The organism is Streptomyces sp. NPDC014623, assembly GCF_043088245.1.
GTDB lineage: Bacteria > Actinomycetota > Actinomycetes > Streptomycetales > Streptomycetaceae > Streptomyces.
Genome location: NZ_JBIBZU010000017.1, coordinates 92,069 through 115,413, shown reverse-complemented (window position 1 = coordinate 115,413; position 23,345 = coordinate 92,069). Strand labels below are relative to the sequence as shown.

The window sequence follows — 23,345 nt, the reverse complement described above, 5'->3', positions numbered from 1 at the left end:
AGCATGAGCAACAACAGCCTGCGGCTGGTGTGGGTCTACCCCGATCTCCTCAGCACCTACGGAGACCAGGGCAACGCCCTGGTGGTGGAGCGCCGGGCGCGCCAGCGCGGTCTCGACGTGTCGCGCGTGGACGTGCGCAGCGACCAGCCCATCCCGACGTCGGGCGACATCTATCTGATCGGCGGCGGTGAGGACCGCCCGCAGCGTCTCGCCGCGGAGCGGCTGCGCCGTGACGGCGGACTGAGCAGGGCCGCTTCGAACGGTGCGATCATCTTCTCGGTCTGCGCGGGTTATCAGATCCTCGGCCACGAGTTCATCAACGACCTCGGCGAGCGCGAGCCCGGCCTCGGGCTGCTCGACGTCGTCTCGACCCGGGGCGAGGGCGCCCGGTGCGTCGGCGACGTGCTCGGGGACATCGATCCGAACCTGGGCCTGCCGCCGCTGACCGGCTTCGAGAACCACCAGGGCATCACCCATCTCGGCCCGGCGGCGCGCCCGTTCGCCCGGGTCCGGCTCGGGCGGGGCAACGGCACGGGTGACGGTACGGAGGGCGCGTACAACGACACCGTCTTCGGCACCTACATGCACGGACCGGTCCTGGCACGCAACCCGCTGATCGCGGACCTCCTCCTGAAACTGGCCCTGGACGTGAACGCGCTGCCGCCGAGCGACGACCGGTGGTACGAGGCGCTGCGCGCCGAGCGGATCGCCGCGGCGACCCAGCCCGCCTGACACACAGGTGCGGGCCGGCCCGTCGAGAGGCCGGTCCGTACCTGTGCAGCCGGTGTACATCCGGTGGAAGTCCAGCAGTCGGACAACGGGTTCGGTCCGGACACCTCGCGCCGGTAAGGTAGCGGGGATCCAACCGGACGACGTGGTCCGGCGTCGGCCCACGTTGCAAAGGTTTCCCGGGCAATGCGAATTGGTGTGCTCACCTCCGGCGGCGACTGCCCCGGCCTCAATGCCGTCATCCGTTCCGTCGTGCACCGCGCGGTGGTGGACCATGACGACGAGGTCATCGGCTTCCACGACGGCTGGAAGGGTCTCCTCGAGTGTGACTACCGCAAGCTCGACCTCGACGCGGTCGGTGGCATCCTCGCCCGGGGCGGCACGATCCTCGGCTCCTCCCGTGTACAGCCCGCGCATCTGCGGGACGGAGTGGAGCGCGCGAGGGGCCATGTCTCCGACCTCGGGCTGGACGCGATCATCCCGATCGGCGGCGAAGGCACGCTGAAGGCGGCCAACCTCCTCTCCGAGGCGGGCCTCCCCATCGTCGGTGTGCCCAAGACCATCGACAACGACATCGCCTCCACCGACGTGACCTTCGGTTTCGACACCGCGGTCGGGGTCGCGACCGAGGCGCTCGACCGGCTGAAGACGACGGCCGAGTCGCACCAGCGGGTGCTGATCGTCGAGGTCATGGGGCGCCACACCGGCTGGATCGCACTGCACTCGGGCATGGCGGCCGGCGCGCACGCCATCGTCGTACCCGAGCGGCCCTTCGACATCGACGAGCTGACGTCACTGGTCGGCCGGCGCTTCTCGGACGGCAAGAAGTTCGCGATCGTCGTCGTGGCCGAGGGCGCCAAGCCCCGGGAGGGCTCCATGGAGTTCAACCAGGGCACGAAGGACATCTACGGCCATGAACGCTTCGCAGGCGTGGCGACGCAGCTCGCCGGTGAGCTGGAGGAGCGCCTCGGCAAGGAGGCCCGCCCGGTGATCCTCGGCCATGTGCAGCGCGGCGGGACCCCGACCGCGTACGACCGTGTCCTGGCCACCCGCTTCGGCTGGCACGCGGTGGAGGCCGCTCATCGTGGTGAGTTCGGCATGATGACGGCGCTGCACGGCACGGACATCACGATGGTTCCGCTGGCGGCGGCCGTGGAGACCCTGAAGACGGTCCCGGCCGAGCGCTACGCGGAGACGCAGGTCGTCCTCTGACCGTCACGACGCTCCCTGAACCGCCCCCGGCCGCACCCGCAGCCGGGGGCGGTTCTAGTCTGGACCGGACAACCGGCACGAAACGGGGACGTCCCCAGCGGGAGTGAACAGATGGATCACAGCGGGCACGGCATGAACATGGATCTGCCGCCGTTCACGCTGGGCCGTGGACTCGAATTCTCCGCGGACCCGTTCTTCCTGATCGGCTGCCTCGCCGCACTCGCCCTGTACGGCTACGGCGTCATGCGGCTGCGCGGCCGGGGCGACGGCTGGCCCGTGAACCGGACGGTGTTCTTCGTCGCCGGGGTGCTCTCCATCGCTCTGGTGATGTGTACGGGGCTCAACGACTACGGCATGGTCATGTTCAGCGTGCACATGGTGCAGCACATGATGATCAGCATGGTGTCGCCGATCCTGCTGCTGCTGGGCGCACCGGTGACGCTGGCGCTGCGCGCGCTGCCGGTGGCGGGGCGGGGCCGTACGGGTCCGCGCGAGCTGCTGCTCAAGCTCCTCCACAGCCGCTACACGAAGATCATCACGCATCCGGCCTTCACGATCCCGCTCTTCATCGCGAGCCTGTACGGGCTCTACTTCACCCCTCTCTTCGACTTCCTGATGGGGTCGAGGACGGGCCACATCGCGATGATGGTGCACTTCCTGGCCGTCGGCCTGGTGTTCTTCTGGCCGATCATGGGCGTCGACCCCGGCCCGCACAGGCCCGGCTATGTGATGCGGATGCTGGAACTCTTCGCGGGCATGCCGTTCCACGCGTTCTTCGGGATCGCGCTGATGATGGCGAGCCAGCCGATGGTCAAGGCGTACGGGAACCCCCCGGCCTCGCTCGGTATCGACGCCCTGAGCGACCAGTCCGCCGCCGGCGGCATCGCCTGGGCGTTCAGCGAGATCCCGTCCGTGCTGGTACTGATCGCGCTGGTCTTCCAGTGGTACCGCTCCGAGCAGCGGACGGCCAAGCGCTCCGACCGTGCCGCGGACCGGGACGACGACCGGGAGCTGAAGGCGTACAACGCCTATCTCGCCTCATTGCAGGCACGCGGACAGTAGCGGTGGGCGCGTCCGAGGGGTGACCATGGCTCCAACGGCCGTGCGGCCGGGTGAGGAGCGTGCGCTCGTGCCTGGATCCACAAAAACCATGGGAGTGCTCACTGTCGGTGCGCTGGTCGCGGTGACCGCGTACACGGTCGCGCTGGGGAGCAACGGCTGGCTCTGGTTCGGCTGGGTGCTCCTCGGGCTCGCCACTCTGGGAATGGTCGCCACCCGCGACACCTGAGGTGTGAGCGGTCGGCGGCGCCCCGTGCGAAGCCGCACCCGGTCGGCGTACGGCGTCGTGCGAGGGGGCTCCGGCAGTGCCACCCTGGTGGCACCGTGTGGCGAACGACCGGCCGCGGGGGCGGGCGGTCGTTCCTGCCGCGCGTCTTCGCCGGCGGGAAAGGGGTACCAGGCATGGACAGGTCCGGGTTGATCGAGGCGATCGGGCATAAGGCGGCGCACGGCGGTGAGCTGTCTGCCGACCAGATCGGCCGGGTCCTCGATGCCGTTTTCGGCACGGTCGGGGAGGCCGGGGTGATCGCGGAAGCTCTCAAAGCGGGCAGGACCGTCACCCTGGTGGGATTCGGCAGCTTCCACCAGGTGGGCGGCGAAGCCGCCCTGCGGCCGGGTAAGGCCCTCGACGAGTTCATCCACGGCCGGGCCGGATAGCCGGACGACGGCCCGGTGGCGGCCCTGACGCCGACGCCTCGCGGACATGCTCCGTGGTCCACCGTGCCGAGTTCGTCGTGGCGCGCTTCCCGGCCGGTCCGTTCCGTGTCGGCGGGCTGGACCGCCAGCGCGAGGGCCTGGACGGCGACGGGCGCGAACAGCGCGTGCCCGGCGGTCCGTGCGGGCCCGCGCCCCGGTGGTGGCCCGACGGCGAGGTGGAGGGCGGCCCTGGGGAGTGCGAGGCGCCGCCACAGCCGGCCGAACCGCCGGACGCCTCCCGAAGACCGTCAGCCGGGCATTGCGGTGGGAGGCGAAGACCCCCGTGCGGTGCGTTCCTGGACAGCTCCACCACACCGGAGGCCTTCACCTTCGGTCAAGACCCCGCGTCGACAACGCGCGTGATCAGTACAGGTCTTCCAGTCGTACGCGCTCCGGCCGCGCATGACCACCGCCGACAGCCTCGCCCTGCGGCTCGAGCTCCGCAAGGCGACCGAGGAGGAGCGGCGGCGCCTCATCGACGACGCCCTCACCGGGGTCGGCATGACGCACCTGCGGGACCGCCACCCGCACCAGTTCTCCGGCGGGCGGCGACGCGTCGCCCTGGCCCGGGGCGTCGTCCACTCCCCCGGCGCCCTGCTCCTGGGTGAGCCGTGGTCCGGCCTCGACGCCAGGATGCGGGACCGGGCCCGCGTCCTGGCGCCGAGGACCTCCAGCGCGAAGCCGGTGTCACCAGCGTCCACGTCACCCACGACCAGGTCGAGACGATGCCCCGTCCGACCGCAGCACCGTCTTCATGCACGGCCGCCTCCGGCAGGCCCGCACCCCGCCGAGATCTACGAGCTCCCCGCCCCTCCCGAGGTCGCGGGCTTCACCGGCCGGTGCGACCTCCTGGAGGGCCGCGTCGGCTCGGCGGGGGCGGGACCCGTGCAGGTGGAACTCGGCGGGACGGGCCGGTGCTCGCGGGTGGCCGGCGCCGGCTCCGCGGGAGTGTCCGCCGCCGTGGGCCTGCGCTCCGCACGACGGTGCTGCCGATGTGCTGCGGGCGAGGACCGAGCAGTGCGCGTAGACCGGACCCGATCCGAGTACGAACCCGGCGGCGGCGCCCCGCGCGTCCCCTCCGAGAGCCCCGTCCACCGCACCGGCGGCGAGATCGACCTGCTCATCCGACCTGAGGACTGCCTGCTGTACCCGGTGGCCGGCTGATCCGAGGGCCGGTGTGCGGACGTTCCTGACGGATTCCCGTGCCCGGTGTCCGCCTGTCGACCGCACGCGTCCCGGGAGCGGGCGCCCGCATGCCCGGTGACGGCACGCGTGCAATCCATGCCGTCGCCGGTCCGGCACCGGCCTCCCTCTCGCGCAGCGGCATGGCACCGGGCCCGGAGTACAGCTCACGGACGGCGGCCGGCGGACCGACCGGGTCGCTGATGGGCTTCGGCGGCGGGCACGGGCCCGCCTACGGACGCAACGCCCGGCGCCCGGTGATCACGGGACACCGGCACGAGAACGAACCCTCGGACGGGAAAGAGGGAGAACTGTCTGCGCGTCGTCCAGCAGGCGAGGGAGGAGGGGGCCTCGGGCCCCGGGCCTGAGCGGCACTCGAGCGTCAGGAAGCCCCACCGATGCCCTTCCGCACCATCACCGGCGTCTCGCCCGGCGGAGGCCCGCGTCCGGAGCGGGGGACAGGCCGGAGCACCACGCCACGGAACCCTTCCGCACCACTGCCGACACGCCCGGACCAGAGCTACGATCGATCATCGGAGAGAAGCAGACGTTCGTACGGACCATCGACTGTTGAAACGTCAGGTGAGGAGGCGAGGAGTGGGTACCAGTCCGAGAAGGCCGGACTGCGGCCGACCACGCCTCCGAGTCGGCCGTGAGCGACACCACCATGTGTGACCTGACAGAACGCGGCCACCAGCCCGGTCAGGAAGGCTAGGAGAGAAGCTGTGTTCTATTACGTCCTGAAGTACGTCGTACTGGGCCCTCTGCTCCGGCTGGCGTTCCGGCCCCGTATCGAAGGGCTCGAGCACATTCCCGAGGAGGGTGCGGCCATCATCGCGGGCAACCACCTCTCCTTCTCCGACCACTTCCTGATGCCCGCGATCCTCAAACGCCGCATCACGTTCCTCGCGAAGGCCGAGTACTTCACCGGCCCCGGCATCAAGGGCAAGCTGACTGCGGCTTTCTTCCACAGCATCGGACAGATCCCCGTGGACCGGTCCGGCAAGGAAGCGGGGCAGGCGGCGATCCGTGAAGGGCTGGGAGTGCTGAGCAGGAACGAACTCCTGGGCATCTACCCGGAGGGCACCCGCTCGCACGACGGGCGGCTGTACAAGGGCAAGGTCGGGGTCGCGGTGATGGCCGTCAAGGCGGGAGTCCCGGTCATCCCCTGCGCGATGGTCGGCACGTTCGAGATCCAGCCGCCCGGACAGAAGGTGCCGAAGGTCAAACGGGTCACGATCCGGTTCGGGGAGCCCCTGGACTTCTCCCGCTATGCCGGCCTGGAGGACCAGAAGGCGGCGATCCGGGCGGTCACGGACGAGATCATGTACGCCATTCTCGGCCTCTCCGGCCAGGAGTACGTCGACGAGTACGCGGTCAAGGCGAAGGCGTCGCAGGCCGAGGAGCCCAAGAAGTTCCCACGGCGGCCGCACTGAGCCGGAAATCTGCTCTCGGCCGATATTCCTGTTCCGGCAGCTGGGACGACCGTAGCGTGGCTCGCATGAGCAGAGGACGGGCATGTGTGCTGGGCGCCACGGGGCAGATCGGCCGGGCCGCGGTGCGCGCTCTGGCCGGGGACGGCTGGGAGGTGACAGCGGCCTCCCGCGGTGGCGGCCGTGACGGCGCCTGGGGCGACGGCATCCGTGCCGTCGCACTCGACCGCGACGAGGAGGGTGCCCTGGCGGCCGCGATCGGGGACGACTGCGACGTCCTGGTCGACATGGTCGCCTTCGGCCCGGAGCACGCCGCGCAGCTGACAGGGCTGGCGGGCCGGGTCGGGTCCGCGGTCGTCATCTCCAGCGGCGCGGTGTACGAGGACGAGCGGGGCCGGAGCTTCGACACGCAGGACGAGCCGGACGGCTTCCCGGAGTATCCGGTACCGATTCCGCGGACGCAGCGAACGGTCGCCCCCGGGGACGCGACGTACGGGACACGCAAGGTCGCACTGGAGCGCGAACTGCTCGCGGCCGGTGATGCCTTGCCGGTGACGCTGCTGCGGGCGGGAGCGATACACGGGGAGCACTGCCGCACACCGCGTGAGCTGTACTTCGTGAAGCGTCTGCTGGACGGACGCCGACGGCGGGTCCTGGCCTACGAGGGGGCCAGCCGCTTCCATCCGGTCCATGTGTCCAACGTCGCCGAACTGGCGCGGCTCGCCGCTCTGCGGCCGGCCTCCCGGGTGCTCAACGCGGGGGATCCGCAGGCGCCGACCGTCGCCGAGATCGGTGCGGCCGTCGACGAAGTGCTGGGCCTGGAGACCGAGACGGTGCTGGTGGCGGGTCCACCGCCCGAGGGCGGTATCGGGGAGACACCGTGGAGCGGGGCGCACCCCGTCGTCTACGACATGTCGGCCGCCGAACGGGAGCTGGGGTACCGCCCGGTGACGGGGTATGCGCAGTCGCTCCCGCAGACCGTCGCCTGGCTCGCCGCGCAGCTCGACGGCCGCGACTGGCGGCAGGCTTTCCCGAAGATGGTGCGCAACTACGGCGAGGCGCTCTTCGACTACGCGGCGGAGGACGCCTGGCTGGAGCGGCACGACCGGAAGGCGTGAGCGGGCCGCGCCGGCCGGGGGCGTACGGGCAGCCACCGGCCAGGGGTGAGCGGGCGGCCGCCGGACTCCATCGGCCGCCCGCTCACGTCAGGTGGCGATCACGGCTTCGGTGTGGCGTGCGGAGCACACGTCACATCGTGCCGGTCCGTCTTCCCCGTGAGCAGGTAGGTGTCCACCCGCTCGTTGACGCAGGGGTTGACCAGGCCGGTGACACCGTGGGAACCGGCGCCCTTCTCGGTGATGAGACGGGAGCCCTTGAAACGCTTGTGCAACTCGACGGCGCCCCCGTACGGGGTGGCGGCGTCACGCGTGGACTGCACGATCAGCACCGGAGGCAGGCCCTTGCCCGTGCGGACCTCCAGCGGGGTCTGCTGCTCGGACGACCAGGTCGCACACGGCAGGTTCATCCAGGCGTTGGCCCAGGTCATGAACGGGTGGTCCTTGTGCAGCCGGGTGTTGTCGCGGTCCCACTTCCTCCAGCTGGTGGGCCACTTGGCATCCGCGCACTCGACCGCCGTGTACACGGCGTTGCTGTTCTCCGAACTGATGTTCCCCGCGGTGTCCGACAGGTCGGGTGCCGCGGCGTCGATCAGCGCCTGGGTGTCGCCGCCCAGGTAGTCGCTCCAGACCTGGGCGGTGGGTGCCCAGGCGGAGTCGTAGTACGGGGCACCCTGGAAGAAACCGATGAGTTCGGCGGGGCCGACCACGCCACCGATCGGATCCTTCTTGGCCGCCGCCCGCAGTGTCAGCCACGCCTGCTCGACCTTCTCGGGCGTGTCACCGATGTGGTAGGCCGCGTCGTTCTCGGCGACCCACGCCTTCCAGTCGTTCCAGCGCGTCTGGAAGGCGACGTCCTGGTTGAGGTTGGCCTCGTACCAGATGTTGTCCTTCGCCGGGTTCACCACGCTGTCGACGACCATGCGGCGTACGTGCGACGGGAAGAGCGTGCCGTAGACCGCGCCCAGGTAGGTACCGTAGGAGACGCCCAGGAAGTTGAGCTTCTTCTCACCGAGCGCGGCGCGGATGACGTCCAGATCACGCGCGGTGTCGGGTGTGGTCATGTGCGGCAGCATCTCGCCGCTGCGCTCGGCGCATCCGTCGGCGTACTCGGCGGCGAGCTTGCGCTGTGCCCGCTTGTCGGCCTCGCTGTCCGGCACCGGATCGGCCTTCGGTGCCTTCACGAACTCCTGCGGGTCGATGCAGGAGATCGGCGCCGAGTGACCGACCCCGCGCGGGTCGAAGCCGACGAAGTCGTACGCCTTCGCGGTCTTCGTCCAGAGCGGGTTCTTGGTGACGATGCGCTTCGGGAACGCCATGCCCGAACCGCCGGGGCCTCCGGGGTTGTAGACGAGTGCGCCCTGGCGCTCGTCCTTCGTGCCCGTGCTGACGTGCCGGTCGACCGCGAGCTTGATCTGCTTCCCGTTCGGCTTGCCGTAGTCCAGCGGTACGCTCACCCACCCGCACTGGATGGGTGCGGCGATCGCCCAGTCGGCCGGACAGTCCGTCCAGTCGATACCCGCCTTCGCGGCCCGGGCGGCGGCGATCTGGACGCCGCGTGCCTCCTGGCCGCCGTGGTGCCGGCTGTCGGCACCTGCGGCCGGTGCGGCTATCGCCCCCGCCATGAGCGTGCCCGCGATCAGAGTGCCGGCCGAACCGAGCATCGCTGTGCGCCTCAAGTGGAACCTCCCCCTGCCTGACGCGCCGCCGGTGGCGGCGCGTCGGTTCATGTGTCCAGGCGGATCCTTTCGTCTGTGAGGTCGCCGAGAACAGGGCGTACGCATGTTTCTTTACCGAACCAATAACCGGTGCCCGTTGTCCCGCTGAGCGAACTCATACCGTCCGCAGGGGCCCGGGTTCCCTCAGCAGCTCCTCCAGCGCCTCGTCCAGCACGGCTCGCAGCAGCCGGGCGTCGGCGGCGAGAGCCGTCACCAGGACGGCGGGGCCGGCCAGCGGGGTCAGCGCGGCGGCGGGGCCGAGCAGGCGTGGCGCGGGAGGGCGGACGCCGAACGCGGGGTCGACGAGGAGCAGCTGCCCGACCGCCCGGTGGCCGCCCAGGACGGCCGCGCCGTCCCATCCTCCGGGTGATCCCGGACCGTACGCCAGTTGCTGGTCGAGCAGTGGCCGTCCTGCTCTGTGCACCGTCAGGCGGGTCGAGAGCCGTCCGGTGCGTTCGCCGTGCCGGCCCAGGACCTGTTCCTCGCGAAGCACCAGGCGTGCGGTTCCGGCCAGTTCGGCCCGTGTGGTCATGTCCAGTTCGCTTCCGCACGCGGAGACGAGCTGTTCGGGGAGCCAGTGGAGGTGGGCCCCCTCCCCCACGCTCAGCCGCACGTCGTACGAAGCGGGGCCGGCGTCCGGGCCGGCCCCCGGCAGAGCCACGGTGGCGGCGGCGGAGTCCACCGCCAGCCGTGCACCGTCCTTTGCCCGGACCTCGATCGTGAGCCGGTCGCCACCGAGGGGGGCGCTCATCGCGCCGACCACGGTGACACGCGCACGCCCGGCATCCGGGGACCGGGTCCGGCGCAGGGCGAGCGGACCGTCGCTCTCGAGCACCGGAAGCGCCGTGGCCCCCCGTCCGTCGGCGACCGCCGTGATCCGGGCGGTGGCCGTGACGCTCATGCGGCCCAGTCCGCGAGCCGCGCCCGCACCCAGTCGGCGACGGGGGCGATACCGTCGGCGCCGGTCAGGGAGGTGAAGACCACGGGAAGTTCGCCGCGTTGCGCAGCGGCGTCGCGGGCCATCCGGTCGAGGTCGGAGCCCACGTAGGGGGCGAGGTCGGTCTTGTTGATCACGAGCAGGTCGGCGGTGGTGACACCCGGGCCGCCCTTACGCGGGATGTCGTCGCCACCCGCGACGTCGATCACGAAGACCTGGGCGTCGACGAGCCCTCTGGAGAAGGTGGCGGTCAGATTGTCGCCGCCCGATTCGACGAGGATCAGGTCGAGGGGCCCCACGGCGTCCTCCAGGTCCTCGACCGCTTCGAGGTTGGCGGAGATGTCGTCGCGGATCGCGGTGTGCGGGCAGGCGCCGGTTTCGACGGCCTGGATGCGCTCGGGGGGCAGCACGGCGTTGCGCAGCAGGAAGGCGGCGTCCTCGCGGGTGTAGATGTCGTTGGTGACGACGGCGATGGAGATGCGGTCACGCAGCGCGCGGCAGAGGGCGGCGACGGTGGCCGTCTTGCCCGAGCCGACCGGCCCGCCCAAACCGATGCGCAGCGCGCGTCGGGTGCCATCGGGGCGTGCGGCGTCGGCACTGACGGCCGCGGGTCCGTGGTGTGCGTGGTCGAGATGCATGGATACGGCTCCTGTGGTGACGGGCGGGGTGAGGTCCGGGGTTCAGGACGCGAACAGACGGACCGGCCAGGCCGCGTGGGCCTCGGCCGAGATGTCGAGCAGCGGGGCGGAGGAGGCGGGCAGCGCCCCGATGCCGTGCCGCGCGGCCTCGGCGGCCTGGTCGGCGATCTGATCGAGGGCGGGTGCGAGCCGGGCGAGGACGGCGGTGGCCTCGAAGGGGTCCAGGGACAGCAGACGGACCACGGCGGTGGCCGGGCCGCTGACCGCTTCGTAGGCGGCGCAGTGCGCCGCGTCGGCGGGCCCCAGGCCTGCGGCGCGCGCCGTGAGCCCGAGCACGACGGGCTGGTGGGCGCCGCGTGGCCGGGCTTCGGCGAGCACGGCCAGTTCGTGGCTGGGCCAGGTGGCTCGCGCCGCTCTCATCAGCTGCCGGCCCAGCTTGCGTGCGACGTCCCTGAGGGCGGGCGAGGGTGTCCGTGCGTCGGCGGCCTCGTCGAGTGCGAGCGGGTCGAGGCCGTGGGCCGCCGCAGCGGCCAGGGCAGCCGAGACGAGCCCGGTGGTGTGAAGCCGTCCCAGGCAGAACTCCGCCAGGTCCTGGGCGTTTCCGATACGTCCTGCCTTGACGGCCGGCTCGGCACCACCGGAGTGGGCGTGTCCACCGGCGGGGAACCGGCCGTCGGCGAGGACGAGCAGGGCTGCGCGTGTCGTCATGAAGTGCTTTCCTGCGTATCAGAAGAGGAAATAGCGCTGAGTCATGGGGAGTTCGGTGGCGGGGGCGGGTTCGACCGGATCACCGTCGATGGTGACCGCGAAGCTGTCGGGGTCGACCTGGACCCGGGGCAGGGCGTCGTTCTCCCGCATGTCCGACTTGGTGACGCCACGGGTGCTGGTGATCGGCACGAACTGCTTGCCGAGTCCCAGGCGCTCCGGCAGCCCGGCCTCCACGGCGGACGTGGACACGAAGTTGAGGGAGTTGGCCGCGGGAGCCCGGCCCACGGCCCCGAACATCGGGCGGGGCATCACGGGCTGCGGGGTGGGGATCGAGGCGTTGGCATCGCCCATCTGCGCGTACGCGATCTGACCGCCCTTGAGCACGGTCTGCGGCTTGACACCGAAGAAGGCGGGGTCCCACAGCACGAGGTCGGCGAGCTTACCGGTTTCGACGGAGCCGATCTCCCGGTCCAGGCCCTGGGCCACCGCCGGGTTGATGGTGTATTTGGCGACATAGCGACGTGCCCGGTGGTTGTCGGCGTTGCCGTCGCCCGGGAGTGCGCCACGTCGCCGCTTCATCACGTGGGCGGTCTGCCAGGTACGCAGGATCACCTCGCCGATGCGGCCCATCGCCTGGGAGTCCGAGGAGATGATCGAGATGGCCCCGAGGTCGTGGAGGATGTCCTCGGCCGCGATCGTCGAGGGCCGGATCCGGGACTCGGCGAAGGCCAGGTCCTCCGGCACCGTGGGATTGAGGTGGTGGCAGACCATCAGCATGTCGAGGTGTTCCTCGATCGTGTTGACGGTGTGCGGCCGCGTCGGGTTGGTGGAGCTGGGCAGGATGTACGGTTCCGATACCACGCTGATGATGTCGGGAGCGTGCCCGCCGCCCGCACCTTCGGTGTGGTACGAGTGGATGGAGCGCCCCGCGATCGCGGCCAGCGTGTCGGAGACGAACCCGGCCTCGTTGAGTGTGTCCGTATGGATGGCGAGTTGGGCCCCCGTCTCCTCGCACACACTCAGGCAGGCGTCGATGACGGCGGGGGTCGCGCCCCAGTCCTCATGGATCTTGAACCCCAGGGCTCCCGCCCGCAACTGGGAGTGCATGGCCTCACGCGACATCGTGTTGCCCTTGCCGAGCAGTCCGATGTTGACCGGGTAGCCCTCGAGCGCCTCGAACATCCGGGCGAGGTGCCAGGGCCCGGGGGTGATCGTCGTGGCCTTGGTGCCTTCGGCCGGGCCCGTCCCTCCGCCGACGAGGGTCGTGATCCCGGAGGAGAGCGCCTGGTCGATGAGGGTCGGCGAGATGAAGTGGACGTGCGCGTCGACGGCCCCGGCGGTGAGGAACTTGCCGTTGCCCGCGATGATCTCGGTCTCGGGTCCGATGACCAGGTCGGGGTGGACGCCGTCCATCGTGTCCGGGTTACCGGCCTTGCCGATCCCCGTGATCCGGCCGTCGCGGATACCGATGTCGGCCTTGACGACGCCCCAGTGGTCGATGATGACGGCGCCGGTGACGACGGTGTCGGGGGCCCCTTCGGCGCGGGTGGTCCGCGCCTGGCCCATCGATTCACGGATCACCTTGCCGCCGCCGAACACTGCCTCGTCCCCGGACCGTCCGGGCCCTGCGGACCGGTCCTCCTCTATCTCGACGACGAGGCCGGTGTCGGCGAGCCGGATGCGGTCGCCGGTGGTGGGGCCGAACAGATCGGCGTACACGGGGCGGCTGAGCTCAGGCATCGAGGGAACCTCCGGTGTCGCCGCGCAGTCCGGGGACGATGCGCAGACCTGCGAGCGGGACGAGTTCGACGTCGACGGGAATGCCGGGTTCGAAGCGCACAGCGGTGCCGGCGGCTATGTTCAGCCTCAGTCCACGGGCGGCCCGGCGGTCGAAGTCCAGGCCGGTGTTGGCCTCGGCGAAGTGGTAGTGCGAGCCGACCTGGACGGGCCGGTCCGCGGCGTTGAGGACGGTGAGACGGGTGACGGGGCGCCCCTCGTTGAGCGGCACCGGGCCCTCCGCGTACAGGATCTCTCCGGGAATCATGGACCGCTCCCCGTCAGACGATCGGATCGTGGACGGTGACCAGCTTGGTGCCGTCCGGGAAGGTGGCCTCGACCTGGACGTCGTGGATCATCTCCGGGATGCCGTCCATGACGTCGTCGCGGGTGAGGACCTTCCGGCCGGAGGCCATCAGTTCGGCCACGGTCCGGCCGTCACGGGCGCCCTCCAGAAGGTGCGAGGTGATCAGCGCGATCGCCTCGGGGTGATTCAGCCGCAGCCCGCGCGCCCTGCGCTTCTCTGCGACATCGGCCGCCACATGGATGAGCAGGCGTTCCTGTTCGTGCGGAGTCAGTTGCACGCTTCCACCCTCTTCTTCTTCCGCCCGGTACCTGCCCCGGACGCAGCGGGACCCTATCCCGCCTTCAACACTCTGTTGAACGATGAAGAGGGTTCCGCGCCCAGGCATTGCACGTTAGGGCGGAAGTTTTTCCGGCGCGTTAACTGGCCCTTTACACATCCGTGTACACCGGCCCGCACGACCCGCCCTCCAGGACGTGCGGCCCGGCTCCGCCGGACAGCGCCTCCTGCACGAGGAATTCCCGCGCTGTGGCGATCGGGTACGGACGGGATCGCCGGCCGGCACGGCGGAACGTGTGAGCCTGGACAACGACGGGCGCCCCAGGGCTCGCCGCACAGGCCGCCACCTCAGCCGCGGGCGGCGCGGAGGACACCGGCGCCGGCCCGTTGCTGACGACGCTGCCGGGCAGTTCCTTCCCGGGCGTCACGGGCGCACCCGGGATGCTCCGCGGACCGGTCGGTGCGAGCGGCCGACGGCTCCACGTCCTGGCGGGGCGCGGCTCTCCGCTTTTCCGCGGTCGCCCCCCGCACACGGTCCCGGCCCTGGGTGGTGTCAGCGTTCGCGGCCCTCGTGGCCACGGTGTTCCGCAGCGATGCCGAAGCGGTGCCGTTCGCCCTGAGTGGACGGCACGGAGCGGAACGAGGACACCGAGCTGATCACCTGCTCCTCGGCCGTCTCCTCCACAGCCTCTTCGTTTTCGAGTCGTTGCAGGTCAGCGGCAGAGACCAAGGCGACCAAGGGCTTTCCGTGCCGCGTCACCACCACGCGCTCACCCCCGTAGACGACGCGGTTGATCAGTTCGGCGAGCTCCGCCCGGGCTTGCGTCACCGGAATCTCGTAGGCCATGTCCCCATTCTAACCTCCTGTACATCCTGTACATTTTTAACGTACTCCGAATCGCCGTGGCCCCAGGAGAGGTATCCCCGTGCCCCGTCCCATCGCCCGCTACGTCCTGCCCGAGTTCACCGAGCGCACCGCCTACGGGTCCCGGAACATGGATCCCTACTCGAAGCTGCTGTCCGAGCGGATCGTCTTCCTCGGCACGCCCGTGGACGACACCGCGGCGACCGACCTGATCGCGCAGTTCATGCACCTGGAGCACGCGGACCCCGACCGCCCCCTCTCCCTCTACATCAATTCGCCCGGCGGCTCCTTCAACGCCATGACAGCGATCTACGACACCATGCGCTTCCTCTCCTGCGAGGTGGAGACCTTCTGTCTGGGCCAGGCGGGTTCCAGTGCCGCGGTACTGCTCGCGGCCGGCGCGCCCGGGCGCCGGCACGCCCTGCCCGGCGCCCGGGTAGTCATCAAGCAGCCCGCCCTGGACGAGCCGGTGCAGGGTCAGCCCTCCGATCTCCAGCTCCAGGCCCGGGAGTTGGAGCGCGAGCGCGAACTGCTCACGGCCATGCTGTCCCGTCACACGGGCCGTTCCACGCGGGAGATCAGCGCCGGCATCGAGCGGGACACCGTCCTCGACGCCCCGGCCGCCCTGGCGTTCGGCCTGGTGGACCACGTGGTGGAGAACCGTACGCCGTCCCAGCCGCCGCACACCGCGAGGTGAACCCCCGATGCTCCCACCCCGGTTCCCGCCCCTCCCCGCGCTGACCCGCGCCGAGGCCGAGTTCGTCGACTGCTACCTGGAGGTGCTCGACCAGCTCGGCCGCATCAACCCCGCGCATGGCGGTGACACGTACGGGGCGCTCCGGGCGGCTCAGGCGCTCGCGTCCCGGGCGCCGGCCCTCCGGGACGCACTGGTCCTGATGCACGAGCGGGGCGAGTCGCAGGTCCACGCGGAAACCCTTGCCAGGGCGCTGCGGCTGCTGGACGGGGAGCGCCGGGCCGGACGGATCTCAGTGCCTCCCGCGTCCTCGAGTTGAGCGTTCCCGAGGCCCGACTCGGGGGCCACCGCCCCTTTCCGACACCCTTTCACGACACGCCCGGCGGGCCGATGAGTTTTCCTCGCTCGATCGGCGTAGAAGCTCCCCCGCCCGAGCTACAGCCCAACTTGCGCAACGAGTACGGACACTGAGCGGCGTGCATCGTTCCGCCGCTGGTACACGGCTGGTCCGTCGCCGTCGCCTTGGCTCCGGTCCGGCTGCGGCCACCCGATCGGATCAATAGTGATGACTCTCACATATCGTCGCTTCAGTGAGGAAATCCGGCGGTAGGTGCGTAAAGATCCCTGGGACGACAAGCCCCCGCCACCGCGGCGGGGCGGTCCGGGCGGACGCCGAGTCCTGCCGCTGTCCGGATGCCTGGTCGACAGGAGTGGATCGGCAGGAGTGGAGGACCCGAGCGCAACGGGCCGACCGGAGATCCGGGCGGTCCTCGGGGTGAAGCCGCAGTGCGGCCGGGCGACTTCGCCAGCCCGAACCCGACAGGTCATCCTTCACAGGCGGCTGACGAAGGGTTGCGCATGACTGCGCAGGTTCATGTCCCGTCTCTGTTCGCCCGGGTCGGTACGGCCTCGGTCCTGACGTTCGCCGTAGGCACCACCGTGCTGGCGCCTGGTTTCGTGAACGACGCCGAGGCCGCCACCCATTCGACGAAAGCGCTCAAGATCGCCGCTTCGAAGAAGGGCGCGCCCTACCGATGGGGCGCCGCGGGCCCTCATCGGTTCGACTGCTCGGGGCTCACGCTCTACTCGTTCAAGAAAGCCGGCAGGAAACTTCCCCGCACGGCACAACAGCAGTACAACAAGACCCGCCATATCTCCAGGTCGCAGCGGAAACGCGGCGACCTGGTCTTCTTCCACGCGGGCCGCAGCGTGTACCACGTCGGGATCTATGCCGGCAGTGGAAAGATCTGGCACTCGCCGAAGGCCGGCGCCGTGGTCCGGCTGGAGAGGATCTGGTCCGGCAACGTCTGGTACGGGCGGGTCCGCTGACGCTCCCTTTCGCTTGGTTCGGTGCGGCGGGGGCCCCACCAGGCGGTGGCCCCACCACCGGCTCGGGCCCCAGCGCGGTGCCGCTGCCGCCCCCGGCCGCACGGGCGGTACGCGGCCGCCACCGGCCCGGACGGTCCACCAGCAGGGCCACGGCCGGGAACCGGACGAGCGCGAGCAGTACGTCCGCCGAAGGCGGCAGCAGGGTCCTGAACAGGACCGGCCGGCCTGCCGTTCAGCTGACCGGCAGGGGCGACGTCGCGAGGACCGTGTCCACGGCGGTGGCGATCTGATCCTGTGTGAGGTCTGCCCGGGCGGTCAGTCTCAGTCTGGAGATCCCGTCCGGCACCGACGGCGGCCGGAAGCACCCGACCGCGAGACCCGCCGTGCGGCAGTCGGCGGCCCAGCGCACCGCCGACTCCGCCGAGGGCGCCCGGACCGAGACGACAGCGGCGTCGGGACGTACTGCGGTCAGTCCGGCCGCCGTCAGACGGGTGTACAGCTCGACGGCCACGGCCCCTGCCCTCGCCGCCCGTCCGGGTTCACGGCGCAGCAGACACAGAGCGCTCAGAGCCGCGCCGACGGCCGCCGGCGCGAGACCGGTGTCGAAGATGAACGTACGGGCCGTGTTCACCAGGTGGCTGATGACCCGAGCAGGGCCGAGCACCGCGCCGCCCTGACTGCCGAGGGACTTGGAGAGGGTGAGGGTGGCGACGGTCCCCTCGCCGCCCGCGAGTCCGGCGGCCGCGAGCGCGCCGCGCCCGCCCGCGCCCAGGACGCCCAGTCCGTGGGCGTCGTCCACGAGGAGGGCCGCGCCCGTGTCGCGGCAGACCTCCGAGAGTGCGGCGAGCGGGGCGGCGTCACCGTCCACCGAGAAGACGGAGTCGGTCACCACCAGCGCCCGTCCGTCGTGCGTGTGGAGCACCTTTCGCACAGCCTCGGGGTCCGCGTGCGGAACGACGGCGGTGACGGCACGGGAGAGCCGGCAGCCGTCGACGATCGAGGCGTGGTTGCCTGCGTCGGACACGATCAGTGAGTCACGGCCCGTCAGTGCCGTGAGGGCGGCGAGGTTGGCCGCGTAGCCGGAGGAGAACACCAGGGCCGCTTCGAATCCGCAGAACCCGGCGAGCTCGCGTTCCAGTTCCGCGTGCAGCGCGGTGGACCCGGTGACGAGCCGCGAGCCGGTGGCGCCCGCGCCCCATGTCCGTGCCGCGTCGGCCGCTGCCGCGGTGACCTCGGGGTTCCGGCTCAGACCCAGGTAGTCGTTGCTCGCGAGGTCCAGCAGTGCCGTCCCGGCGGAGCGGGGGCGCAACGTCCGGACGAGTCCGGCGCCGGCGCGGCGCCGGGCCTCGTCGTCGATCCAGCCGAACGGGGCGTAGGCCATGAGCAGGTCCTTTTGTAGGCAGCTCACAGACCCTAACCGGGTGCGCAACAGGCCAGGGTGTGGCAATACACACAGCATCGGCCGACTCTGCTGTCCGGTTCCTCCTTGGCCGATGGCGGTGCCGTACGTCAGGATCAACGCCATGGACCTGCTGAACACGCTGGTGGAAAAGGGGCTGCGGCGCGAACTGCCGACCCGTGACGAAGCGCTCGCCCTGCTGGCGACCTCCGACGACATGCTGCTCGACGTGGTGGCCGCGGCCGGAAAGGTGCGCCGCCAGTGGTTCGGCAGGCGCGTCAAACTCAACTATCTGGTGAACCTGAAATCCGGGCTCTGCCCCGAGGACTGCTCGTACTGCTCGCAGCGGCTCGGCTCCAAGGCCGAGATCCTCAAGTACACCTGGCTGAAACCGGACGAGGCGAAGAAGGCCGCAGCCGCCGGGGTGGCCGGCGGCGCCAAGCGGGTGTGTCTGGTGGCCAGCGGCCGGGGGCCGACCGACCGTGACGTCGACCGGGTGTCGCAGACGATCGAGGCCATCAAGGAGCAGCACGAGGATGTCGAGGTGTGCGCCTGCCTCGGCCTGCTGTCGGAGGGCCAGGCCGACCGTCTGAGGTCTGCGGGCGCCGATGCCTACAACCACAACCTCAACACTTCGGAGGGGACGTACGGGGACATCACGACCACGCACACCTACGCCGACCGGGTGGACACCGTGCAGCAGGCCCAGGCCGCCGGGCTCTCGGCGTGCTCCGGCCTGATCGCGGGCATGGGCGAGACCGACGCCGACCTGGTGGACGTCGTCTTCTCGCTGCGTGAGCTGGATCCCGACTCGGTGCCGGTGAACTTCCTGATTCCCATGGAGGGGACCCCGCTCGCGAAGGACTGGCACCTCACGCCGCAGCGGTGCCTGCGCATCCTGGCGATGGTCCGGTTCGTGTGCCCGGACGTCGAGGTGCGGCTCGCGGGCGGCCGCGAGGTTCATCTGCGTTCGATGCAGCCGCTCGCACTGCACCTGGTCAACTCCATCTTCCTGGGTGACTATCTGACCAGTGAGGGCCAGTCCGGGCAGACCGATCTCGACATGATCGCGGACGCCGGTTTCGAGGTCGAGGGAGCAGCCACGAAGACCCTCCCCGAGCACCGCGTTCCGGAGGCCGGCGGCTGTGGTGCGCACGGGGGCGGCTGCGCTCCGTGCGGTGACACCGCCGAGACCGCCCCGGAACCGTCCGAGAGCCTCGCGGCGCGTACGGATCTGGTGGCGGTCCGCCGTCGCGGCGCCGGGACGGATCTCGCGCCCAATGCCTGATCCGCTCCGCCCCGCAGAACTCCTCGCCCTGGACCGGGCCCACGTCTGGCACCCCTACGGCCCGATGCCGGGACGGCAGGAACCACTGGTCGTGGAGTCCGCGTCCGGGGTGCGCCTCCGGCTCGCCGAGCCCGCCCACGGGCGCCGCGAGCTGGTGGACGGCATGTCGTCCTGGTGGTCGGCGGTCCACGGTTACAACCATCCGGCGCTGAACGAGGCCGCCCGCGGCCAGCTGGACCGGATGAGCCATGTGATGTTCGGCGGGCTCACGCATGAGCCCGCCGTCCGGCTGGCGGCCCGGCTGGTCGAGATCACTCCGGAACCGCTGCAGCACGTCTTCCTCGCCGATTCGGGATCGGTCTCGGTCGAGGTGGCGGTGAAGATGTGCCTCCAGTACTGGCGTTCGGCGGGACGGCCCGCCAAGCACCGGCTGCTGACCTGGCGCGGCGGGTATCACGGGGACACCTGGCAGCCCATGTCGGTGTGTGATCCCGAGGGCGGGATGCACGAGCTGTGGTCGGGTTCCCTGCCCCGGCAGGTCTTCGCGGACGCGCCGCCGGACGGTTTCGACGCCGAGCCGGACGAGGCGTACGTGAGGCACCTGCGCGAGCTGGTGTCCGACCGTGCCGGGGAGCTGGCAGCGGTGATCGTGGAGCCCGTGGTGCAGGGGGCGGGCGGGATGCGCTTCCACTCCCCCGCGTACCTGCGGGTGCTCCGTGAGGCGTGCGACGCGAACGACGTGCTCCTCGTATTCGACGAGATCGCGACGGGGTTCGGCCGGACCGGACAGTTGTTCGCGGCCGGGCACGCCGGGGTGTCACCGGATGTCATGTGCGTCGGCAAGGCGCTGACCGGCGGCTATCTGACGCTGGCGGCGACGCTGTGCACGTCGCGGGTGGCCGAGGGCATTTCGAGCGGTGACGTTCCCGTGCTGGCGCACGGGCCGACCTTCATGGGTAATCCGCTGGCCTCGGCGGTGGCCTGCGCGTCGGTGGACCTCCTGCTGGGCCAGGACTGGGAGCTGGAGGTGAAGCGGATCGGCGCGGGGCTGCGGCAGGGCCTGGCCGAAGCCGCCGGTGTGCCGGGCGTGCGTGACGTCCGGGTGCTGGGCGCGATCGGGGTCGTGCAGTTGGATCGCGAGGTGGACATGGCCGCCGCGACACGGGCCGCGGTCCGCGAGGGCGTATGGCTGCGGCCGTTCCGCGATCTCGTGTACACGATGCCGCCCTACGTGACCGGTGACGACGACGTGGCACGGATCTGCCGGGCCGTGTGCGCGGCGGCGAAGGAGGGCTGAGATGACGATCCTCGTGGTGAGCGGGACCGGCACCGAGATCGGCAAGACGATCGTGACCGCGGCGGTGGCGGCCGCCTTCCGGAACCTCCGCGTCGCGGTCCTCAAACCCGCCCAGACAGGTCTCGTCCCGGGTGAACCGGGGGATGCCGCCGAAGTCGCACGACTGGCCGGTTCCCATGTGACAGCGGTCGAACTGGCCCGCTTCCCGGAGCCGTTGGCGCCCGGGACAGCCGCTCGCCGATCCGGTCTCCCGCCCGTACGTCCGTATGAGGTCGCCGAGGCCGCCCAGAAGCTGGGGACGGAGCACGACCTGGTGCTGGTCGAGGGCGCGGGCGGGCTCCTCGTCCGCTACGACGAGCAGGGGGCCACGCTCGCGGACGCCGCTCGTCTGCTGGAGGCGCCCGTGCTGGTGGTGGCAGCCGCGGGGCTGGGGACCCTCAACGCCACCGCGCTGACGGCGGAGGCGTTGCGGACGCGGGGACTTGCGTGCCCCGGAGTGGTGGTGGGGAGCATGCCGGCCGAACCCGACCTGGCCTCGCGGTGCAACCTCGACGACCTTCCGGTCGCGGCGGGCGCCCCGCTGCTCGGCGTCGTGCCGGCCGGGGCGGGCTCGTTGCCCCCGGCCGATTTCCGGGCGCGGGCGGCGAGTTGGCTGGCTCCGGAGATCGGTGGAAATCGCCCTGCCGGATGAGCGGCCGAGCGGCTGGGCCGGGCCGGGCGGGGGAGAATTCAGGGAGAGCCGTATCCACGTGCCCTCCGAAGGAGGCCCGCTCATGCGTCCGCGCAGCACATCTGCCCCCCGGGACGCGGTGCACCACCCGCTGTTCGCCCGTTTCTACGCCCGGATGAGCGTGACCGCCGAGCTGAGAGGAGGTGTGGCGGCACATCGCGACGAGCTTCTCAGTGGTCTTTCGGGCCGCGTCATCGAGATCGGCGCCGGTAACGGCCTCAACTTCGCGCACTACCCGGGGGCCGTGTCCGAAGTGGTCGCGATCGAGCCCGAGCGCAGCCTGCGGCAGCTGGCAGCCGGTGCGGCGCTGCACGCGGAGGTGCCGGTCGATGTGGTGCCAGGCGCTGCTGAGGCGCTGCCGGTCAAGAGCGAGGCGTTCGACGCGGCGGTGGCCTCGCTGGTCCTGTGCACCGTGCGGAACCTTCCCCGGGCGCTGGCGGAGATCGAGCGGGTGCTGAGGCCGGGCGGTGAGCTGCGCTTCTTCGAACACACCCTGGCCTCCGACCGGACGCTGGCGACGGCTCAGCGGGCGGTCGACCGCACCTTCTGGCCCCTGCTCTTCGGGGGCTGTCACACGGCGAGGAACACGGTCGCAGCCATCGAGGAGGCAGGCTTCGAGCTGGGGGTGTACCGCAGTTTCCGGATTCCTGGACAAGGCGTCCGGTTGCCCAGCTCCCCGTGTGTCCTCGGCGTGGCCCGCCGGTCCACGGCGGTGGACCGATCGGCGGGGACGGGCTGAGGAACCCCGGTCACAGGCTCCACCTGCGCAGTTCGTCGGCGATGGACCGGACGTCGGCCTTGTCCTCCTTCACCAGCCTGGCCAGATCACGCACCTGTTCGGGAGAGGTGGTGACCTTCAGGCCTGAAGCGACGAGGTAGCCGTAGGCGACGGCGGACGCGAACATCGCGTTGGAGTGTTCGAGGGCGGGCACGTGGAGGAGCAGCTGCAGCATGGCCGCCGCCCGGGAGCACGGGTCGCTGTAGACAGGGCTGCCGAAGATCTCCGCTTCGTGCCGGCTGACGGCGGCGACGAGCGCGCCCCAGTCGACGACCTGGGGGTCACCGGGCGTCTTGTGCTCGGCGACCATGAGCAGCCAGGAAAGGTCGATCCGCAGGTTCAACGGGTGCCTTCGCGCTCCGGCCCGGACTCCTCGGCGAACACCGACTCGTACTGCTTCATGAAGTCGGCCGCGGCCTCGACGAAGGTGTGCCCCACCTCGCCCGCATCCTGCTTGACGAGCTCTTCTATGTAACGGTTCACGCTCATCCCCCGTTGCAGGGCGCGCTGCCGCGCCGCCTCGGCGGTGGCCTCGTCCACTCGGACGTTCAGCTGGGTCTTGGGCACACCATCACGCTAGCGCGTGCCCGCTAGCACCCACAAGGGGAGCGGGGCGGCGCACCGGGGGCGCCCGGGTCCCACCGCGGCCGTGTGCCCGTGGGTCCGGCCACGGGCACACACAGGGCCCGGCCCGCCGGGGGCACAGCACCGGAAACCGTTCGCCCCTCCCCCGGGCATTCCGACTGGCCCGGATCGTGACCGGTCCTGATGTCCGCCACGCCGTTCCGTCGGACGTCGACGCAGTGCTCCGGTGCCGGCGCGAGGCCGCGGAAGGCACCGGCATCACCGACGACCGCGACGGAGTGGCAGGGCTCATCTCACGGGATCCCGCGGCCCTGCTCCTCGCGGAACGCGACGGCCGGATCACCGGGACCGTCACAGCCGGCTTCGACGGGTGGCGGTGCTCCGCATACCGGTTCGCCGTGCACCCCGGCTTCCGCAGGCAGGGCATCGCCACCGCGCTGATGGACGCGGCGGAGCGAAGACTCCTCGCGCCGGGTGGGCGGCGGATCGACGCCATGGTCCTGGAGTCCAACGACCGGGCGCACCGGACATGGGGTGCGGCTGGTTACCATCGCGAGGACCACCGGCGGCGCTGGATCAAGTCCCTGTGATCAC

Annotated in this window: 26 protein-coding genes, 2 pseudogenes and 1 riboswitch; of the genes and pseudogenes, 16 read left to right on the top strand and 12 right to left on the bottom strand. The window is 70.9% G+C overall.

All coding sequences use genetic code 11. The features are described 5' to 3' along the window. Positions 1-3 precede the first annotated feature (3 nt). The 8 genes and pseudogenes from ACF1FZ_RS25640 to ACF1FZ_RS25605 all read left to right on the top strand — a co-directional run bounded on the left by ACF1FZ_RS25640 (position 4) and on the right by ACF1FZ_RS25605 (position 7,429). Positions 4-732, top strand: coding sequence for a type 1 glutamine amidotransferase (locus ACF1FZ_RS25640; RefSeq protein ID WP_391775748.1), 729 nt, complete (start codon positions 4-6; stop codon positions 730-732). A gap of 183 nt (positions 733-915) precedes the next feature. Next, positions 916-1,941 carry a 6-phosphofructokinase gene (locus ACF1FZ_RS25635; RefSeq protein WP_391775747.1) on the top strand — a complete coding sequence of 342 codons (1,026 nt, stop codon included), beginning with the start codon at positions 916-918 and terminating at the stop codon, positions 1,939-1,941. A 111-nt stretch (positions 1,942-2,052) separates the two neighbouring features. Then, positions 2,053-3,003, top strand: coding sequence for a cytochrome c oxidase assembly protein (locus ACF1FZ_RS25630; RefSeq protein ID WP_391775746.1), 951 nt, complete (start codon positions 2,053-2,055; stop codon positions 3,001-3,003). Between the two features lie 67 nt (positions 3,004-3,070). Next, positions 3,071-3,229: a hypothetical protein gene (locus ACF1FZ_RS25625; RefSeq protein WP_391775745.1), complete on the top strand. Its 159-nt coding sequence runs from the start codon at positions 3,071-3,073 to the stop codon at positions 3,227-3,229. Between the two features lie 173 nt (positions 3,230-3,402). Next, positions 3,403-3,657 carry an HU family DNA-binding protein gene (locus tag ACF1FZ_RS25620; protein ID WP_391775744.1) on the top strand — a complete coding sequence of 85 codons (255 nt, stop codon included), beginning with the start codon at positions 3,403-3,405 and terminating at the stop codon, positions 3,655-3,657. A gap of 423 nt (positions 3,658-4,080) precedes the next feature. Continuing rightward, positions 4,081-4,860: pseudogene (locus tag ACF1FZ_RS25615) on the top strand (ATP-binding cassette domain-containing protein); the annotation flags it as partial. A gap of 743 nt (positions 4,861-5,603) precedes the next feature. Further along, positions 5,604-6,314: a lysophospholipid acyltransferase family protein gene (locus ACF1FZ_RS25610; RefSeq protein ID WP_391775743.1), complete on the top strand. Its 711-nt coding sequence runs from the start codon at positions 5,604-5,606 to the stop codon at positions 6,312-6,314. Between the two features lie 65 nt (positions 6,315-6,379). Next, positions 6,380-7,429, top strand: coding sequence for an NAD-dependent epimerase/dehydratase family protein (locus tag ACF1FZ_RS25605; protein WP_391775742.1), 1,050 nt, complete (start codon positions 6,380-6,382; stop codon positions 7,427-7,429). A 98-nt stretch (positions 7,430-7,527) separates the two neighbouring features. Here the strand turns inward: ACF1FZ_RS25605 and ACF1FZ_RS25600 are convergent, their stop codons facing one another. The 8 genes from ACF1FZ_RS25600 to ACF1FZ_RS25565 all read right to left on the bottom strand — a co-directional run bounded on the left by ACF1FZ_RS25600 (position 7,528) and on the right by ACF1FZ_RS25565 (position 14,633). Continuing rightward, a complete protein-coding gene (locus ACF1FZ_RS25600; protein WP_391775814.1) occupies positions 7,528-9,090 on the bottom strand; it encodes an alpha/beta hydrolase in 1,563 nt (520 codons plus the stop codon). Positions 9,091-9,259: 169 nt separating this feature from the next. After that, positions 9,260-10,045, bottom strand: coding sequence for an urease accessory protein UreD (locus tag ACF1FZ_RS25595; RefSeq protein WP_391775741.1), 786 nt, complete (start codon positions 10,043-10,045; stop codon positions 9,260-9,262). After that, positions 10,042-10,719 (bottom strand): urease accessory protein UreG, encoded by a 678-nt coding sequence (gene ureG / locus ACF1FZ_RS25590; RefSeq protein WP_391775740.1) that lies wholly within the window; start codon positions 10,717-10,719, stop codon positions 10,042-10,044. Before ureG ends, ACF1FZ_RS25595 begins: the two co-directional genes overlap by 4 nt. 42 nt (positions 10,720-10,761) lie before the next feature. Beyond that, positions 10,762-11,427: an urease accessory protein UreF gene (locus ACF1FZ_RS25585; protein ID WP_391775739.1), complete on the bottom strand. Its 666-nt coding sequence runs from the start codon at positions 11,425-11,427 to the stop codon at positions 10,762-10,764. Positions 11,428-11,445: 18 nt separating this feature from the next. Continuing rightward, positions 11,446-13,167, bottom strand: a complete 1,722-nt coding sequence (locus ACF1FZ_RS25580) for an urease subunit alpha (RefSeq protein ID WP_391775738.1) — start codon at positions 13,165-13,167, stop codon at positions 11,446-11,448. After that, complete coding sequence (locus ACF1FZ_RS25575; RefSeq protein ID WP_391775737.1) at positions 13,160-13,471, bottom strand: urease subunit beta; 312 nt, start codon at positions 13,469-13,471, stop codon at positions 13,160-13,162. The genes ACF1FZ_RS25580 and ACF1FZ_RS25575 overlap by 8 nt, the downstream gene beginning before the upstream one ends. Before the next feature lie 13 nt (positions 13,472-13,484). Continuing rightward, entirely contained in the window at positions 13,485-13,787 is a 303-nt protein-coding gene (locus tag ACF1FZ_RS25570) for an urease subunit gamma (protein ID WP_073750029.1), read from the bottom strand. Positions 13,788-14,339: 552 nt separating this feature from the next. Beyond that, a complete protein-coding gene (locus ACF1FZ_RS25565) occupies positions 14,340-14,633 on the bottom strand; it encodes a type II toxin-antitoxin system Phd/YefM family antitoxin (protein WP_391775736.1) in 294 nt (97 codons plus the stop codon). A gap of 79 nt (positions 14,634-14,712) precedes the next feature. On the opposite strand from ACF1FZ_RS25565, the gene ACF1FZ_RS25560 reads away from it, so the two are divergent. The 3 genes from ACF1FZ_RS25560 (at position 14,713) to ACF1FZ_RS25550 (ending at position 16,674) form a co-directional block, all read left to right on the top strand. After that, positions 14,713-15,348 carry an ATP-dependent Clp protease proteolytic subunit gene (locus tag ACF1FZ_RS25560; RefSeq protein ID WP_391775735.1) on the top strand — a complete coding sequence of 212 codons (636 nt, stop codon included), beginning with the start codon at positions 14,713-14,715 and terminating at the stop codon, positions 15,346-15,348. Between the two features lie 7 nt (positions 15,349-15,355). After that, positions 15,356-15,664, top strand: a complete 309-nt coding sequence (locus ACF1FZ_RS25555; protein WP_391775734.1) for a hypothetical protein — start codon at positions 15,356-15,358, stop codon at positions 15,662-15,664. A 365-nt stretch (positions 15,665-16,029) separates the two neighbouring features. Beyond that, a riboswitch (cyclic di-AMP (ydaO/yuaA leader) is annotated at positions 16,030-16,200 on the top strand. Between the two features lie 3 nt (positions 16,201-16,203). Then, positions 16,204-16,674 carry a C40 family peptidase gene (locus ACF1FZ_RS25550; RefSeq protein ID WP_391775733.1) on the top strand — a complete coding sequence of 157 codons (471 nt, stop codon included), beginning with the start codon at positions 16,204-16,206 and terminating at the stop codon, positions 16,672-16,674. 46 nt (positions 16,675-16,720) lie between these two features. Here ACF1FZ_RS25550 and ACF1FZ_RS25545 read toward each other — a convergent pair. After that, a pseudogene (locus ACF1FZ_RS25545) lies at positions 16,721-16,900 on the bottom strand (LysE family translocator); the annotation flags it as partial. 6 nt (positions 16,901-16,906) lie between these two features. Continuing rightward, complete coding sequence (locus ACF1FZ_RS25540) at positions 16,907-18,055, bottom strand: 8-amino-7-oxononanoate synthase (protein ID WP_391775732.1); 1,149 nt, start codon at positions 18,053-18,055, stop codon at positions 16,907-16,909. A gap of 142 nt (positions 18,056-18,197) precedes the next feature. On the opposite strand from ACF1FZ_RS25540, the gene bioB reads away from it, so the two are divergent. From bioB to ACF1FZ_RS25520, 4 genes are all read left to right on the top strand, one after another. After that, a complete protein-coding gene (gene bioB / locus ACF1FZ_RS25535; protein WP_391775813.1) occupies positions 18,198-19,361 on the top strand; it encodes a biotin synthase BioB in 1,164 nt (387 codons plus the stop codon). After that, positions 19,354-20,658 carry an adenosylmethionine--8-amino-7-oxononanoate transaminase gene (locus tag ACF1FZ_RS25530; RefSeq protein ID WP_391775731.1) on the top strand — a complete coding sequence of 435 codons (1,305 nt, stop codon included), beginning with the start codon at positions 19,354-19,356 and terminating at the stop codon, positions 20,656-20,658. The genes bioB and ACF1FZ_RS25530 overlap by 8 nt, the downstream gene beginning before the upstream one ends. Position 20,659: 1 nt before the next feature. Further along, complete coding sequence (bioD, locus tag ACF1FZ_RS25525) at positions 20,660-21,349, top strand: dethiobiotin synthase (protein WP_391775730.1); 690 nt, start codon at positions 20,660-20,662, stop codon at positions 21,347-21,349. 82 nt (positions 21,350-21,431) lie between these two features. Continuing rightward, positions 21,432-22,127, top strand: a complete 696-nt coding sequence (locus ACF1FZ_RS25520) for a class I SAM-dependent methyltransferase (RefSeq protein ID WP_391775729.1) — start codon at positions 21,432-21,434, stop codon at positions 22,125-22,127. 10 nt (positions 22,128-22,137) lie between these two features. Here ACF1FZ_RS25520 and ACF1FZ_RS25515 read toward each other — a convergent pair whose 3' ends face one another. Continuing rightward, on the bottom strand, positions 22,138-22,509 hold the full coding sequence (locus tag ACF1FZ_RS25515; RefSeq protein WP_391775728.1) for a fic family toxin-antitoxin system, toxin component: 372 nt from the start codon (positions 22,507-22,509) through the stop codon (positions 22,138-22,140). Next, positions 22,506-22,733: an antitoxin gene (locus ACF1FZ_RS25510; RefSeq protein ID WP_391775727.1), complete on the bottom strand. Its 228-nt coding sequence runs from the start codon at positions 22,731-22,733 to the stop codon at positions 22,506-22,508. Before ACF1FZ_RS25510 ends, ACF1FZ_RS25515 begins: the two co-directional genes overlap by 4 nt. 188 nt (positions 22,734-22,921) lie before the next feature. Here ACF1FZ_RS25510 and ACF1FZ_RS25505 point away from each other — a divergent pair, with 188 nt between their 5' ends. Next, positions 22,922-23,341, top strand: a complete 420-nt coding sequence (locus ACF1FZ_RS25505) for a GNAT family N-acetyltransferase (RefSeq protein WP_391775726.1) — start codon at positions 22,922-22,924, stop codon at positions 23,339-23,341. Positions 23,342-23,345: the final 4 nt, after the last annotated feature.